Annotated in this window: 14 protein-coding genes; 6 read left to right on the top strand and 8 right to left on the bottom strand. The window is 43.2% G+C overall.

What is annotated here, in order from left to right; genetic code table 11:
• Window positions 1-135 precede the first annotated feature (135 nt).
• Entirely contained in the window at window positions 136-558 is a 423-nt protein-coding gene (locus WC615_RS05085; RefSeq protein WP_372977051.1) for a single-stranded DNA-binding protein, read from the bottom strand.
• A 23-nt stretch (window positions 559-581) separates the two neighbouring features.
• Window positions 582-1,625 (bottom strand): A/G-specific adenine glycosylase, encoded by a 1,044-nt coding sequence (mutY, locus tag WC615_RS05080; protein ID WP_372977050.1) that lies wholly within the window; start codon window positions 1,623-1,625, stop codon window positions 582-584.
• Window positions 1,626-1,788: 163 nt separating this feature from the next.
• Here mutY and WC615_RS05075 point away from each other — a divergent pair, with 163 nt between their 5' ends.
• The 3 genes from WC615_RS05075 (at window position 1,789) to WC615_RS05065 (ending at window position 4,722) form a co-directional block, all read left to right on the top strand.
• Window positions 1,789-2,091 carry an HU family DNA-binding protein gene (locus WC615_RS05075; protein ID WP_191175603.1) on the top strand — a complete coding sequence of 101 codons (303 nt, stop codon included), beginning with the start codon at window positions 1,789-1,791 and terminating at the stop codon, window positions 2,089-2,091.
• Window positions 2,092-2,096: 5 nt separating this feature from the next.
• On the top strand, window positions 2,097-2,945 hold the full coding sequence (locus WC615_RS05070; protein WP_372977049.1) for a tetratricopeptide repeat protein: 849 nt from the start codon (window positions 2,097-2,099) through the stop codon (window positions 2,943-2,945).
• 226 nt (window positions 2,946-3,171) lie between these two features.
• Complete coding sequence (locus WC615_RS05065) at window positions 3,172-4,722, top strand: ribonuclease E/G (protein ID WP_372977048.1); 1,551 nt, start codon at window positions 3,172-3,174, stop codon at window positions 4,720-4,722.
• Between the two features lie 101 nt (window positions 4,723-4,823).
• Here WC615_RS05065 and WC615_RS05060 read toward each other — a convergent pair whose 3' ends face one another.
• Window positions 4,824-5,327: a hypothetical protein gene (locus tag WC615_RS05060; RefSeq protein ID WP_372977047.1), complete on the bottom strand. Its 504-nt coding sequence runs from the start codon at window positions 5,325-5,327 to the stop codon at window positions 4,824-4,826.
• Between the two features lie 187 nt (window positions 5,328-5,514).
• Between WC615_RS05060 and radA the strand changes: the two genes are divergently transcribed.
• A complete protein-coding gene (radA, locus tag WC615_RS05055; RefSeq protein WP_372977046.1) occupies window positions 5,515-6,960 on the top strand; it encodes a DNA repair protein RadA in 1,446 nt (481 codons plus the stop codon).
• A 124-nt stretch (window positions 6,961-7,084) separates the two neighbouring features.
• On the opposite strand, the gene WC615_RS05050 is transcribed toward radA, so the two are convergent.
• The 3 genes from WC615_RS05050 to WC615_RS05040 form a co-directional block, all read right to left on the bottom strand.
• The gene (locus WC615_RS05050; RefSeq protein WP_372977045.1) at window positions 7,085-8,320 is read right to left on the bottom strand and encodes a PP2C family protein-serine/threonine phosphatase; all 1,236 of its coding nucleotides are present in this window, start codon (window positions 8,318-8,320) and stop codon (window positions 7,085-7,087) included.
• 93 nt (window positions 8,321-8,413) lie between these two features.
• Window positions 8,414-9,544, bottom strand: coding sequence for a glycosyltransferase (locus tag WC615_RS05045; protein WP_372977044.1), 1,131 nt, complete (start codon window positions 9,542-9,544; stop codon window positions 8,414-8,416).
• Window positions 9,528-10,502: a lysylphosphatidylglycerol synthase domain-containing protein gene (locus WC615_RS05040; RefSeq protein WP_372977043.1), complete on the bottom strand. Its 975-nt coding sequence runs from the start codon at window positions 10,500-10,502 to the stop codon at window positions 9,528-9,530. The genes WC615_RS05045 and WC615_RS05040 overlap by 17 nt, the downstream gene beginning before the upstream one ends.
• A 289-nt stretch (window positions 10,503-10,791) precedes the next feature.
• Between WC615_RS05040 and WC615_RS05035 the strand changes: the two genes are divergently transcribed.
• The gene (locus WC615_RS05035; protein WP_372977042.1) at window positions 10,792-12,006 is read left to right on the top strand and encodes a PQQ-dependent sugar dehydrogenase; all 1,215 of its coding nucleotides are present in this window, start codon (window positions 10,792-10,794) and stop codon (window positions 12,004-12,006) included.
• 206 nt (window positions 12,007-12,212) lie between these two features.
• On the opposite strand, the gene WC615_RS05030 is transcribed toward WC615_RS05035, so the two are convergent.
• Complete coding sequence (locus WC615_RS05030; RefSeq protein WP_372977041.1) at window positions 12,213-15,113, bottom strand: DEAD/DEAH box helicase; 2,901 nt, start codon at window positions 15,111-15,113, stop codon at window positions 12,213-12,215.
• A 174-nt stretch (window positions 15,114-15,287) separates the two neighbouring features.
• A complete protein-coding gene (gene dapF, locus WC615_RS05025; RefSeq protein ID WP_372977040.1) occupies window positions 15,288-16,073 on the bottom strand; it encodes a diaminopimelate epimerase in 786 nt (261 codons plus the stop codon).
• Window positions 16,074-16,257: 184 nt separating this feature from the next.
• Between dapF and WC615_RS05020 the strand changes: the two genes are divergently transcribed.
• A partial coding sequence (locus WC615_RS05020) for a trypsin-like peptidase domain-containing protein (RefSeq protein WP_372977039.1) occupies window positions 16,258-16,692 on the top strand: 435 nt, incomplete at its 3' end.

Below are 16,692 nucleotides of genomic sequence, written 5' to 3'. Positions count from 1 at the left end.
AATATCGAATAATGAATATCCAACAGCGAAGGAGTTAATACTTCATCATTGGATGTTTTGCATTGGAAGTGACAAGTAAAAGCCCCGCCGTTAATGGCGGGGCTTTTTATTATATAAGATGTTTAATTAGGCTAACTAAAATGGCAGGTCGTCCGCGTCATTATTGCGGTAACCATCGGTATCTGATGTTTTTAAGGCCTGGCGCGGGGCAGGTTCGTTCTCAAAATCTGTTTTGCGGCCAAGCATGGTAAAGTTTTCGGCAACCACCTCGGTAGTATATTTCTTAATACCTTCTTTATCTTCAAATGAGCGTGTACGCAATTTACCTTCTATATAAACCAGTTTGCCTTTTTGTAAAAATTTGGCCGCTACATCAGCAAGGCCGCGCCACATAACAATATTATGCCATTCGGTTTGCTCAACCTTGCGGCCATCTTTATTAAACGTTTCAGATGTTGCTAAAGGGAAGCTTGCAACAGCTACTCCACCCTCTAAATGCCGTACTTCGGGGTCCTTACCTAAATGCCCAACCAGTATTACTTTATTAATTCCAGACATGCCATAAATTAACGGAGAATTATTTAGAAATTAAAAAAATATTTTATAAATATAAAAATAGGTTTCGGAAGCGCTAAATCTTTCAAATTTTCAACATCGGTATAAAACCAGTTCCCCTGTAATTCTTTCGGGAAATCTTTCAGGATCAAAAACCTGATATATAATTGCTGATGGGTTAACACATGCTTAATTATAGCGGAATTATCCTTTAACGCAACATTGCTACCAAATTTTTTCATTTGGGGGAGTTGCAATAATTCAATAATCTCCATTAACTCCGGCGTTTCAACCATAGGTAAATCATACATATTTGCCCAAATATCGCCCTCATCCCGCTTATTCATCAAGATTTTTTCACCATCGGATATTAACATATAGTTAAAATACCTTTTACGGATCTTAACTGTCTTTAATTTTACAGGCAAATAGGTTGTTGCATTTGTTTTAAAAGCAATACAGCCCATACGCACCGGGCAAATACCACAGGCAGGGTTTTTAGGTTTACAAAGCATGGCCCCAAACTCCATCATGGCCTGGTTATGCAGGGCCGGCCGGGTGTTATCCAGCACCTCATCGGCAATTTTTTGGAAGGTTTTTTTGCCTTTGGCCGAATTTATAGGTTCATCAACACCAAAAAAACGGGCCAATACGCGGTATACATTGCCATCAACAACAGCCCTTGCCTCGTTTGCTGAAAAAGAGGAGATGGCGGCGGCTGTGTATTCGCCTATCCCTTTTAGTTTGATTAGTTGATGGTAGCTTACCGGGAAAACGCCGTTATACTGCTGCTGTACCAGTTGCGCAGTTTTGAGCATGTTGCGCCCGCGCGAGTAATAACCCAAACCCTGCCATAACCTTAATATATCATCCTCATGGGCTGCTGCAAAGGCTGTTACGGTTGGGTATTTCTCTGCCAAACGATAAAAGTAAGGCATGCCCTGCTCCACGCGTGTTTGCTGCAGTATAATTTCAGACAGCCATATTATATAAGCATCGGTAGTATTACGCCATGGCAGGTCGCGTTTATTATTGGTGTACCAAGCTATCAGTTCGGCAGAAAAATTCATTCTATGCAAAGTAACATCTTATCATGGCTGTATCATAATTTGAGGCGAAAAAGCCTCTCAGAAAAAAAATGTGCTATTTATTTTAATCTTTAATTTTAAAGCGATACTTTTGCAACCCCAAAACAGTTAAGTATTTATACATTTAAATAAAAGAAAACAGGATATGACCAAGGCAGAAATTATAGCTGAAATCTCATCTAAAACAGGAATAGAAAAAGTGGACGTGCAGGAAACTGTTGAGGCGTTTTTCAAAGTGGTTAAAACCTCAATGGTTGGCGGTGAAAACGTATACGTTAGAGGTTTCGGTAGTTTTGTAGTTAAAAAAAGAGCTAAAAAGACAGCCCGTAACATCTCAAAAAACACTGCCATCATTATCCCTGAGCATTTTGTACCTAGCTTTAAACCGGCTAAAACTTTTGTTGAGAAAGTACGCAGCGGTAACAAAACTACAAAAGCAGCCAAATAATCATTATGAAGAAAAAACAAATAGTCGTTGCCGTAGCAGTAGTTGCTATAATGGGCTATTTGTATTCATTACCGGTTAAAGGTTTAATAAAACCCGAAGCAACACGCGGCAATGCAAAAGCGGCTACGGCCCCGGCGGTAAAACCAAATGCTAATATAAACGAGGCTTCGGTATCGGCATTGGCTAAACCCAATATTGATGCTACCATTGCGCAAGAGATAAGCGCGCTTGAGGCCAAACTTAAAACAGCCGGCGAAGCTGATAAAATTACCCTGCAAAGGCAAATTGCCAAAGCTTGGGATAGTGTTACCCAGCCAGCCCCTGCTGCCTTTTATTACCTGGATATTGCTCATAAAAGCAACGCCATGGCAGATTGGGTAGATGCAGGTAACCGTTTTAACACGGCGTATAAGTTATCAAGCGATACATCGGCACAAGGTACGTTTGTTGCAAATGCTGTTGAGGCGTTTGACCATGCTACCAAACTGCAGCCCACCAGCCTTGAGGCTAAAACGGGCTTAGGTGTGGCTTATGTAAATGGTGGCGCTATGCCAATGCAAGGTATTGCACTTTTGCTTGAGGTAGTAAAGCAGGACCCTAAAAACCACGACGCATTGCTAAACTTAGGCATGTTTGCCATGAAGAGCGGGCAGTACGAAAAAGCGGTTGACAGGTTTAAAACCCTTATTGCACAAAAGGAAGAGATTGAGCCTTACTTTTATTTAGCCGAAAGCTATAAGCAACTGGGCAATAAACAGGAAGCGATTGCAGCTTATGAAAAATGCAAAGATTTAATGGGCGACCCGGTAGCGGGCCAGCGCATAGATGAGTATATAAAGGAATTAAAGAAATAAATTAATCACATTTAAAAATTATTACTATGCCAAGCGGTAAAAAACGTAAAAGACATAAAATGGCTACTCACAAACGCAAAAAGCGTTTAAGAAAAAACAGACATAAGAAAAAATAAGCTACTGTAAAGTAGCTTATACCTCGCTTTGCGGGGTTTTTATGTGTGTATTTTACCCACTTATTAACTTGCGGCGCAATTGTGCGCCGTTTTAAGAAATGGAGTAGCAGTTGATAAAAGAATTAATTATCGATTCATCCCCCAACGGGGCTACCATTGCATTATTACAGGACAAACAACTTGTAGAACTCCATAAAGAGCAAATCACTAACAATTATACTGTTGGTGATATTTATTTAGGACGCATTAAAAAAATTATGCCAAGCCTGAATGCAGCTTTTGTGGACGTTGGTTACGAGAAGGATGCCTTTTTGCATTATCTTGATTTGGGGCCGCAGGTGCAAAGCCTGCTTAAGCTAACCAAACAAGTACGTAGCGGTGGGTACCAATCGAAGCTTTTAGATAATTTTAAGCCGGAAGCTGATATTAACAAAGGGGGAAAGATCTCTGATGTATTATCAAAAAGCCTGCTTGTACCTGTACAGATAGCTAAGGAGCCAATTTCAACAAAAGGCCCCCGCTTAAGTTCCGACCTGTCAATAGCCGGTCGGTACGTAGTATTGGTGCCTTTTTCTGAGGTGATATCTATCTCAAAAAAGATCAAAAGCAATACGGAACGCAACCGCCTGCGTAAGGTGGTTGAAAGCATTAAACCAAAGCATTTCGGCGTAATTATACGTACCGTATCTGAAGGTAAAGGTGTGCCCGAGCTGCAGAAAGACCTGCTTGACCTGATATCGAAATGGGAAACCTTTGTTACCAAGCTGCATGGAACCGAACCTTCTAAAAAGGTATTGGGCGAAATTTGCCGTACATCAACCATATTAAGGGATATTTTGAATCCCGATTTTCAGCATATTTATGTGAACGAGCAGAGTATGTATGAAGAGGTACGGTCGTACATCCATGAAATTTCACCCGATCTGGAAGGCATCGTACGCTTGCACAAACACAAGGAGCCTATTTTTGAGCATCATGGTGTTGATAAGCAGATCAAATCTACCTTCGGTAAAACGGTAAACCTTGCCGGTGGCGCCTACCTGGTTATTGAGCATACAGAAGCCCTGCACGTTATTGACGTGAACAGCGGTAACCGTACGGCCAATAAAGAGAATCAGGAAGAGAACGCTTACCAGGTAAATAAGGAAGCCGCTAAAGAAATTGCCCGCCAGCTGCGCCTGCGCGATATGGGCGGTATTGTGGTTGTCGATTTTATTGACATGCATAAGCCAACCAACCGTAAGGAACTGTTCGACTATCTGAAAGCCCAAATGGCTGATGACAGGGCTAAGCATACCATATTGCCGCCAAGTAAATTTGGATTGATACAAATTACCCGCCAAAGGGTAAGGCCCGAAATGAACATTGTTACCAGCGAGGTTTGCCCTGCGTGTGGTGGCACCGGCACTATCAGGCCAACCGTTTTGCTTATTGATGATATTGAAAACAATTTCAATTACATACTGGAAGAACAGAACGAGAAAAATATTACGCTTTGTGTACACCCGTACATTGAGGCATACATCAAAAAGGGGTTATTTAACCGCCAGATGAAATGGTACTTTAAGTACAACCAGTGGATAAAGGTGAAAAGCAACCCTGCTTACCAGATCACTGAGTTTAAGTTCTTCTCAAGCAAAGACGAAGAAATAAAATTATAACTAGCTGATAAGCCAGATATAGAAAGAGCAGATGTTTTAAGTAGCATCTGCTCTTTTTGCATAATAAAGTTTTTATAAAATAAATAAGTGATGCAATTCCCTTATTGCGCCGGGGCCGGGTCTATTCGTATTTGCTTATACGCCCAGTCATACCCTCCGGTATGCGGATTTATTTGAGGGTTTCCATTTAGCTTTCCCATGGTAAAAGAGATAATCACATTTTCGTCGTAAGCATGTTTTTTACCTTCATTATCATATAAAACCAAATCTTTATTGGTGAATTTTTCGGGGATAAAAAATTCATTTTTGCCATCGCCCCGGTAAAGCTCAAAATGATCTATGTATTCTTCTTGTGGAGTGATAAAACTTAATGACATCGGCCGCCCTAATACAATTGTAACATCTGAATTGGCAATGTCGCCGCGCGCAATAAGGGCAACTCTCTTGCCATCTGATGCAAGATCTTTTTTCAATGTTTTGAATTCGGCAAGGGTTATTACTTCTCCAATCTTACCAGAGCCGGCAAATGGGTTATACCCTGTTTGCCACATAATAATTGCCACTACTGCAACAAGGCCAAGGGCATATTGTAGAATGTTTTTCATAATTTAATAGTAATGTTTAGTTTATCCTGTTAATTGTCAATTAAATAACTTGCAATGGCCGCAATAGTTTTCCGACTATAACTTTAGCAGCAAACCAGCAATTGATACCCTTTGATTCGCCCAGATTTCATTGATTCAATGCTAACTAAATTAGTATATTTGTATGATACTTCTTGAATATCATTAAATGGCTAAAACTAAAATTGCTTATTTCTGTCAAAGCTGCGGCTACGAATCGCCTAAATGGCTGGGCAAATGCCCAAGCTGCCAGCAGTGGAATACTTTTGTTGAAGAAATTCTGGAGAAATCCAACGCATCAGTACCCAACTGGAAGAGCAGTCCGGCTTCATCACAGCGGGCAAATAAACCTGTTGAGGTAGCAGACATAACTTTTAAGGAAGAACACCGGCTGCTTACGCCTGATAAAGAATTTAACCGCGTTTTAGGCGGCGGTATTGTAGCTGGTTCATTGGTGCTGATAGGTGGCGAGCCAGGTATTGGTAAATCAACCCTGATGCTGCAACTGGCGTTGAATATGCCCAATGTAAAAGTGCTTTATGTATCGGGCGAGGAAAGCGACCACCAAATAAAAATGCGCGCTGAACGACTGGTATCATTAGATACCCAGCAAACAAGGGCAAAAAACAAACAACTAAAAGATGAATTTGGGAAAGGTTGTTTTATCCTTACAGAAACATCAACCCAAAATATATTTAAGCAGATAGAAGAGTTGCAGCCGGATATACTGGTGATCGACTCTATCCAAACGCTGCATTCCTCGCATGTGGAATCCACCCCCGGTAGTGTATCACAGGAACGGGAATGTACGGCAGAATTACTTCGTTTTGCCAAGGAAACGTCTACGCCGGTATTCTTGATAGGCCATATTACCAAAGATGGTATGATAGCTGGTCCAAAAATACTGGAGCACATGGTTGATACCGTGCTGCAATTTGAAGGCGACCGCCACCATGTGTACCGCATATTGCGAACTATTAAAAACAGGTTTGGTTCATCGTCAGAACTGGGTATTTACGAAATGCTGGGCGAGGGACTGCGTGAGGTATCAAACCCATCAGAGATCTTATTATCACAACGTGACGAACCATTAAGCGGTATTACCATATCTGCCACGCTAGAGGGGATGAGGCCCATGTTGATAGAAACCCAGGCGCTGGTGAGTACATCGGCTTACGGCACGCCACAGCGCACCGCAACGGGCTTTGATACCAAACGTATGAGCATGCTGCTGGCTGTGTTAGAGAAACGCTGCGGTTTCCGCCTTGGCGCTAAAGATGTGTTCCTGAATATTACCGGGGGCATCAGGGTAGAAGACCCGGCTATCGACCTGGGGTTGGCTGCTGCCATTATCTCCTCGCATGAGGATATCCCAATCCCTTTTAAAACCTGTTTTGCGGGTGAGATAGGCTTGTCAGGCGAGATCCGTGCGGTTAATCGGATAGAACAACGCATTGCCGAAGCACAAAAGCTGGGCTTTGAGCAGATCTTTATATCTAAATACAATATGCCAACCGCCGCTAAGGATAAAAACCGGCTTGATTTATCGCGTTATACCATTGATGTAAAAGTTGTGGGGCGGATAGAAGAGGTGTTTGGACTATTGTTTGGGTAGGATTTCTCCGGCTTGTCATCCTGAGCGATAGCGAAGGATCTATTATCGAACTGTGCAATCGCCTATATGCATGTGGGTGATTAGATGCTTCAAGATGTTCAGCATGACAATTTTTAAATCAGCACTACGATATCCGCAACGTTAGCAGTGTAATATCATCAATGGCCTTACCTTTTACTACCGAATTGATGTGGTTCATCAGGGCCTCGTTAAACTCATCGGGAGATAGTTCGCCGTTGGCTATTACAAACTCAAGCAGCTTTTCTTCGCTCCAATTTTTGCTTTGTAACTCGTAATCCATCAGTCCGTCGGTATAGTTAAATATCAGGCTGCCGGGTTCAAGATCTACCTCGCCCTCGTTAAGGAAGGGCAGCTCCTCAAAGGCGCCTATCATGGTGGTGCCCAGTTTCAATGGGACGGCTTCACCTTCAGAGTATAGGATGGTTGGGTTATGCCCCGCGTTGATGTAGTTTAGTTTGCGGGTTTTCTCGTTATACTTGGCCAAAAACAGTGTTATAAAACGTTCGCCTTTGGTATTTCTTATCACAATTTTGTTCAGGCGTTCAACTACGGTGGTCAGCTCATCTTCAATCGCTGCCAAGCCATGCAGGCTTGCCTGGAAATTGGCCATCAGCAAAGCCGCCGAGATACCCTTGCCTGATACATCGGCCACGCACCACAAAAACTCATTTTCGTTGAGCCGAAAAAAGTCGAAATAATCGCCGCCTATATCCTGATGTGGCAGATACTTGGCACCCACTTCAACGCCTTCCTCTTTATGTTCGCGCAGCGGGATAAGCATATTCTGTACCTCAACAGCCAGCTCCATTTCGCGCTTAAAACGCTCGGCTTGCAGGCGCTCGCGAAAAAGCTTCTTATTCTCCAGTGCCACTACTATAACGTTGATCAAGGTCTGTATAAAATTCAGATCATTGTTCAGCATATCGCCCGAGGTGTTAAAATCACCAATAAGGGCAAAGGCAAGCGCTTTATTTTTATGGTAGATGGGGATGAAGTAATTATACTTATTCAATAAAGTATCGGCATGATCACTTAAGAGCGAGGGTGCTTTTATTTTATGGAGATGCGCCCAGCTTTGATTAAGCGCAAGGGGTGGCTCAATTTCGCCGCCGTATTTGGAGATGCACGTAAAGGTGTTATCTTTTTCTATCAGAAAACGGAATTTGCCTATCTGCAGGTAATTTTTTAGGATAACCTCCAGCATTTGCACCAGTACGGGTGTTGGAGTATTCTTGTTAATAGCCCTGGTGACCTCCAAAAGGGAGTTCAGTTCAGACTGCCGTTTAAGCAGCAGGCGGATCAGTTCGTCCTCGCCAGAACTATCGTTGTTGTTTTGCATTTATTACTTTAGGCAGCCTAAAATAGCTAAATATTCTTTTTTAAACGGATACGTTTAAGCCTTTTTTACAACCATGCACAAAAATGAACAGCCTTAACGTACTGTACGGCCTTTCCAAACATATTTTTTGGTGTTACCAATAAGGCCAACGTACACAAAATAAATAATATGTATCGGGATAAGTATGATGAGCAGGCCCACCAGGTTTGCCCGTTTAAAAAACGAGGTTATAGGCAGCAGGAAGGCTGCCTCTATCAGATATTTAAGCAGGAACTGCACCAGGAAAAGTTTAAAGTAAAAGATATTGTAAAAACCCAGGCCCGCATTAACCAACAGGGATAGGTTAAACAGCCATATGCAAACGGCCAGCGCTACCACTTTTTTATCTTTATACCGGGTTGATTTTGATGCCCAGCGCCTGCGTTGCTGTAAAAACTCCTGCAAGGTGTGTTTGGCATGCGTAAATACTACAGCATCATGGTTTTTAAAGAAACCTATTTTGTTGGGATATATCTCGGCTACTTTTTGCAGCAGTAGCTCATCATCACCGGATGCAAGGTCGTCAATGCCTTTAAATCCGCCAACTTCGTAAAAAATATCTTTTCTGTATGCAAAATTTGCCCCATTACAGGTTGATGCACGGCCGTTACCTATAAAGGCAGCGCCAATACCTATCAGATAAGAAAACTCCAGCGTTTGCAGTCGTTCAAACAAGGTGGTTTCTTCAAAATAAGTTACCGGCGACGAGATCATAACCGGTTGATGGGTTTCGTAATATCCCACAATTGATGATAGCCAGTTTTTACCCATCCGGCAATCGGCATCGGTACAAACCATCAGTTCGCCCGTCGATAGGGCAATAGCTTCGGCAATGGCTTTCTTTTTATAGGAGTTTAAGGGTTTATCCTCGTTTAGCTGCAATAGCTTAACGCCCATGTGGGCATAGCTGCTAATAATAGCGGCGGTATCGTCGGTAGAGTGGTCGTCTACAATAATAATTTCGGTAAGGTGCTTGGGGTAGTTTTGCGCTATAATATCATCAATGGTATAGCGGATACGGGCAGATTCATTACGGGCGGCTATTAGTACGGTAACTTTTGTAGTAAAACCACTGGTGCTGATGTTTGGGCGTTTTAATGCCCCCCAGCCTTTAATTAAATAGGCAACTACCAGCAGGTATAAACCTGTTAGTAATAACGAAATGGTGCTATGCAGTACGATCAAAAAACTTTAGTTTAAAAACAAATACCGAACCTATAATGGCAGGGATAATAAGGTTGATCAGCCAGATGGATGAAACCGCTGCAATTATAGCTATTTGCTGGTTGGTTACATATAAAAATAAATGCATGGCGGTAAAACTCCTTACGCCAATATCCAGCAGGTCTAAAGATGGCATGGCCGATTGGATAAAGAGAAATACAAATACCGTCATCATCATATTAAAAAACGGGATGTTGGGCAGTAACAGGTTTATCACCAGGTAATATTGCAGCGAGAACACAAAAAAGCGTGCCAGGCTATAACCAAATACTACCCAAAGTTCATTGGCATTGTACCGGCCCATGATCTCGAAAAAACGGTTGTATTTCCTTAAAAATTTGATGCGGTTAAGCCATATAACCAGCCAGCTAATGTTGAAATAAAACATCAGGAAAAGACCCAAAAAAGCCAGCGACAATACCATTATCCCTAAATATAGCCAGGTGTTGATGCTGAGGAAATAATAGATAAACCATAATGAAGCCAGTATGCCCACCAGGTTGGTTATTACGTTTTGGGCAAAAGCGCCAACCGCCATAGCAAAAACCCCATGGATACGTTTACGGTTTGGTAAAAACATTACCCTGCCACCGTATTCGCCTATACGGTTTGGGGTAAATATGGCCCAGGTTAAGCCACAAAAAACAGCTTCTACAGCTACCCATATAGATATATTGGTTAGCTTTTTGGCCAGATACTGCCATTTAAGGCTCTCTAAAAACCAATTGGCTACCATTAGTAATACTACTGCTGTTAAGGTATAAATAACCTGGTTACGGCTAATAACAGATATTAAAGCCTCGAATTGTTTAAGGCTATCGTTTTTCCCTAAAAATTTGCTGTATATAAATACAAATGCTAAAACAACAATGCTTGCTTTTAACAGGTATGAGAATATTTTTTTGGCGGCGGCTGTCAATCTAAAAATTTGTGCAATGTTACAAAAAGCAAGTTATAAGCCGGAAGCAATAAAGCCGTATGCGGTAGATATTTTATCCATGATTAAAAAAATGTGATAGCGATGATGTTAAGTTAAGCTAAATACAACATTAAATTAGTTTTGTTTGAGGCTGAAATTTTTAGATGCAAAAAGCATTTATACATTGCACCAGCCGCTCACTAAAAGGTATTTTATCTGTTACATTATTCAATTGGTGAAGCCAAATCCGGATGGAATGGCGATATTTCTAAACTAAAACGCTACTACCATGATTCAACACAAAAAAGCCCTGTTACTGGCCCTAAGTTTTTCTGTTGCAGTAACCACAAGTTATGCGGCTGTACAGCGCGATACAACGCTGGCACCCGTAGAAACGCAAAGCCCCAACAGTACCTATAAACCAGCTTTTAAAGGCCAAACCCGTATAAGTGGTGTAAAAACCAGAACACCCTATTCGGTAACTGTTATAAATAGCACCTTAAAAAACCCCTGGGGTATTCATGTACTGCCCGATGGGCGTTTCCTGGTTACCGAAAAGGCCGGCAGTATGCGCATATTAAAAGCCAGCGGAGATTTTGACAAACAAATAACCGGTTTCCCGGCAGTACTGTTTCGTGGGCAGGGCGGTTTGCTTGATGTTACAATCGATCCTGCTTTTGCCACAAACCGCATGATATATTGGGGATATGCGGAACAGGCAGAGGGAGGCTCCTTACTGGCCATAGCCAAAGGAAAGCTATCTGCAGATGAAACTAAGCTTGAAAATGTAGAGGTGATTTACCGTGCAACACCTGCTTATAAAGGCAACCTGCAATACGGTGCGCGTATTGTGTTTGATAAGCAGGGTAACCTGTTTGTAAGCACAGGCGAAAGGAGCGGCAACGATATCCGCATGAAGGCACAAGATCTGAGTGCCGGCATAGGCAAGATCATCCATATCACCAAAGCCGGTAAAGCGGTTGCAGGTGGCCCTTTCGCAGGTAAGGCAAACGCCCTGCCCGAAATATATGCTTATGGGTTACGTAACCCCGATGGCCTGGCCTGGAACCCCGCAACAGGGGAGCTATGGGAAGCCGAATTTGGCCCGCGCGGAGGTGACGAGATCAATATTATTAAACCGGGGCGTAACTACGGCTGGCCGGTGGTTACCTACGGCATTGAATACAGCGGCGAAAAGGTTGGCGATGGTATACAGCAAAAAGAAGGCGTTACGCAACCCATTTACTATTGGGACCCTACCATATCGCCGGGCGGTATAACTTTTTACACCGGTAATATAGCTGAATGGAAAAACAACCTTTTTGTAGGAGGCCTGAGCGGATCGCACATTGCAAGGCTTGTTATCAGGAACAATAAAGTAGTTGGCGAAGAACGCTTGCTTAGGGACAGGAATGAGCGCTGGCGTGCTGTTGTGACCGGCAAAGACGGCGCTTTATATGGTTTAACTGATAGCGGTAAACTGTACAGAATAGCTAAGAAATAGTTGTTTTGCTGAGGATACCGAAACAAAGAAGTATTTAAAAAGGGGTTGGTGTCACCAACCCCTTTTTATCATTGCACACGCTCGGCTCCAGCCGAGTGATAAATTATTAGCAGGCCTCTGGCCGCCTTTATAATTAATTAGCATACTGCGGCGGGACGCCGTGTAATAACGGTCACTCGGCTGGAGCCGAGCGACGGCGGCCATCTTTACCCCAATATCTCCTTAATATCATCAGCCGAAAGCGACTTGATGAAACTATCTTCGGTGGTGATCAATGCGCGGGCTACACTAAGCTTACGTTGTTGTAAGGCCAGGATCTTTTCTTCAACAGTATCTTTAGTAATGAATTTATAGATGAATACGTTTTTGGTTTGGCCGATACGGTGCGTACGGTCGATAGCCTGCTGCTCAACAGCCGGGTTCCACCATGGGTCAAGGATGAAAACGTAATCGGCTTCGGTGAGGTTAAGGCCTACGCCGCCTGCCTTTATAGAGATAAGGAACACCCGCGTACTGGTATCTTCCTGGAATTGTTTTACCACGTCGCCTCGGTTTTGGGTGCTGCCATCCAGGTAAACATAAGGGATTCCCTCTTTGTCAAAATGGTTGCGGTAAATGGTAAGCTGTTTTACAAACTGCGAAAAGATAAGCACCTTGTGCCCGCCATCTAAAACGTTAGCAAGGGTATGCACCACGTTCTCGAATTTGCCACTATCTCCCTCGTATTCCGCATCTATCATGGATGGATGATTGGCTATCTGGCGCAATTTAATAAGGCCCTGAAGCACCTGTATCTGCGTTTTGGCATAGGTACCATCCTCAATACTCCGTAGCAATTCGTTTCGGTATTCTGATTTTACCTTGTCGTACACCTCGGCCTGTTCCTCGCTCATTTTGCAATAGAACAGTGTTTCGGTTTTTGGCGGCAGCTCGGTGGCTACCTGCTCTTTGGTACGGCGCAATACAAAAGGTTTGATGATGGCCTGTAGCTTACGGGCTTTGTCCTCGTCCTTTTTCTTTTCTATCGGCGTTACAAATTCATTTTGGAAAAACTGCTGGGCTCCTAATAATCCCGGGTTTATGAACGACATCTGCGTCCAAAGATCATTTACCGAATTCTCTACAGGCGTACCGCTCAGTATCAGCTTGAACCTTGATTTTAGCTGCCTTACCGACTGGAACGACTTTGACGAAGGGTTTTTAATGTTCTGGCTTTCGTCCAGTATCACATAATCAAAGTAGTAAGCCTTAAACATCTCAATATCTATGCGGCTAATACCGTAGGTAGTTATCACTACATCATAATTGGCAAACACCTCTGCCGATTTATAACGGAACGCGCCCGTATGCACCATCAGCCTTAGTTGCGGTGCGAATTTCTTAGCCTCGTTAAGCCAGTTATAGATGAGTGAGGTGGGCATGATTACCAGTGAGGTGGCTTTGCTGCCTGCCGCCTCGGTGTCTTCTTTATGCTTTTGGAGCAGGGCAAGGGTTTGAATGGTTTTACCAAGGCCCATATCATCTGCAAGGCAGCCTCCAAAGTGGTATTCCTTTAAAAAGTGAAACCAGTTATACCCCGCCTTTTGGTATGTGCGCAGGCTCCCGGCAAAGTTTACCGGCATTGGCACATCTTCGGTCTCTTCAAAATCGGTAAGCTTTTGCAGCTTGCGGTTCATTGATACTTCGGCCATTTCGCCGTCGCTCAGGTCGTTAACTAAACCAAGGTGGTGCCGGCGCAGTTTTAGTTCATCGCCGCCCTCGCTAAAATGCAGCAGGTTGCCGTATTGCGAAAACCAACTTTCGGGGATAATGGCTATCTCGCCTGATGGCAGTAAAAACTCCTTTTTATGGTTAAGGATATGGTTTTTTAACTGGATGAATGGGATACGGTACGGCCCGAAATAAACTACTGCGTTAATATCAAACCAATCGTTGTTTTCGCTTATCTCCAGGTCTATTTTGGTGTTGCCAAAAACATAGCGCTTTTGCCCGTCGGGTTGCTCCAGTTCAAAACCTTTTTCCAATAGCTCATCATGGTGTTGGTTAAGCCATTCAAAAACGGGGAAAGAGCGGTCGCTTTCTTCATCATGGGCGGCAACCTCCAGGTTTTGGAATAATGACGAAACAGTTTTTAAGCCCATGGCCTCTAACTGCTGTAGTTTACCCTTCTCCCAGGTAACTGAACGTTTAATGCGATGGAACAGGTAATCATCCCCGGTTTTCTCCATGCGTACCGATACGTGCCTGCCATCCCCGTAAGGGAAAATATAACCGGCATATTTAAAATAGAGTTGCAGCTGCGATGTGCCGCCTTCTACATATATGGGTTTCAGGAAAGCCGTGGCATCGTACTTTTCGGTATTGATGGTAAAGCCCTCGGCGTAAACATTGTGCTTTTCTATGAGCGGTGCAACAAATTTTTCGAAGTATGATTGCTCTGACGATTTTGGGATGGATATAAATCGCTTGTTCAAGAATGGCTGCAGCTTTTTACCTTCTATCTCTTTGTCGAAATAATATAGTGTATCATCCAACAGCATCCAGGCGGGGTGGTTGCAAATGATCTCGGCATCCTTAAACATAAACTCGATGCGCATCCCCTGGTACTTGATGGTAGGGAAGTAACGGATCTCGTCATCGCCGCGCCTAAAGTGGAACAACACCGAAGCGGGTTCGTCAGCAATATGCAACCTGCGCCCGGCGGGGTAACCCTCCTTGCTCATCAGGTAAATTTGCTTGTTTCCACTCCCTAATAGAGCCAATGCCTCTACCAGTTTCTTTTCAATTTTTGGGCGGATGGTATCAAAAAGCTGGTCGTTAAATATCTTGGCAAAAAACTCGAACGGGCGGATCGGCTTTTTATAGAATTTTTTGATAATGTTACCCTGCTCAATATCCTCCAGTATTTTGATGAGTTTGCGGTCGGTATCATCAATGCACTGGGCAAACTCTTCGGCTGTGTTCGAGAATAAGCGCTGGTGGGTAAAAGAAAATTCGCCGTTGGGGTTTAACTGAACAACATGCGGTTCTATCACGTACGACAGGTAATCGTGCCGGGCAATGGCATAAATTATTTGGCAGGGTTTACTACTGTCTACGCGTAACATGAACTTTCTTTAGGTAAAAAAATTAAAGAAAGCTACATCGAGAAAAAATTCAAACGTAACGTAAAATATTTACAACCGAAAATTTTCGGCAGTAAATATTTGTTAACAGGGAGGCGGGATGCATGCAAGGGATTGCCCGTACTTCGCAATTACAGCCTTACTGTTTGGCTTTAATTATAGATCAATCTCCCCCTCAAAAACCAACTCAGCGGGGCCTTCTAAAAATATATTACTGAAGGTTGAGCCGTCGTAATTAAACCGGATATTGAGATCGCCGCCTAAAACTTTTATGGGAGTAGTTATCGCGCCGGTTTGGTGGTTGTGTTTGGCCATGGCCAGCGCTACGGCTGTAACACCGGTACCACAGGCGTAGGTTTCGTTCTCTACACCACGCTCAAAGGTGCGTACAAAATATCCGCCGTCGGTTTTTTCAGCAAAGTTTACGTTGATACCATCTTGTTTATAGGTTGGGTTATTGCGGATAGCGTAACCTTCATTATAAACATCCTTAACTTCCAGGTTAGTGGCCAGGGCCACATAGTGCGGCGACCCTGTATTAAGCACATAGGCATCGCCATCTTTATTTATAGTGGCTACATCTATCATTTGCAGGCTAACCCAGTTGCCAGCTTCTGAAATTTTGGCATGGTGCACGCCATCCGTAGCCAGAAATTTTGTCGTGTCGGTAATAACGCCAAGGTATTTGGCAAAAGCCACAATACAGCGGCCGCCATTACCGCACATGCTGCCCTCGTTACCATCGGCATTGTAGTAAACCATCTTAAAGTCGAACCCGGGTTCGTTCTCCAGCAACATTAGCCCATCGCCGCCAATACCAAAACGCCTGTCGCAAATTTTCGCAACAGTTTGTTTATCAAGATTTTTTATGATGCCGGCGCGATTGTCTATTAGTATAAAATCGTTTCCTGCCCCCTGGTATTTATAAAAGCTTATATGCACAATGGTTTCCTATCTTAGTCGTTAAATAATTCGGTATAGCAATACGTAACAAATATAACGTGCCGCTACTCTTAATTTAACAAATTTTAACAATATTACATATACCTTATTATTGATAATATCGTCTATATGGTATTAAATTTGAATCCCGGATTAAAAAAGGAAAAGAAAAGTGAATAATAATATGAAAAAATTTGGTTTAACATTATTAACCGCCTTTGTTGGCGGTGCCATGGCGTTAGGCGTATATAAACTTGCCGAAAACAAATACGCCGATAGTATGAGTATAGAGGATAAGCAAAAAGTTTATTTTGCTAATAACCGCGCAGCCGCACCTGTTGTATCATCGGCAGGCACTGTAGATTTTACGCAGGCTGCTGCGGATGTTACGCCTGCTGTAGTATATATCCGTACTACCTATGCCGCTAAAAGTAACGATCGCCAGGATCAGTTTGAGCAAATGTTTGGGCAAATGTTTGGTCAGCGTATGCGCCCGCAGGGCCCGCAAATGGCATCAGGCTCGGGTGTTATCATCTCGCCCGATGGTTATATTGTAACTAATAACCACGTAGTGGCTAAGGCAGAGAAGATAACTATTGTAACCAACGATCACCGCAGC

Origin of the sequence: Mucilaginibacter sp. (genome assembly GCF_041663085.1) — a bacterium.
Taxonomy (GTDB): Bacteria; Bacteroidota; Bacteroidia; order Sphingobacteriales; family Sphingobacteriaceae; genus Mucilaginibacter.
This window is presented reverse-complemented; position numbering and strand designations above follow the sequence as displayed.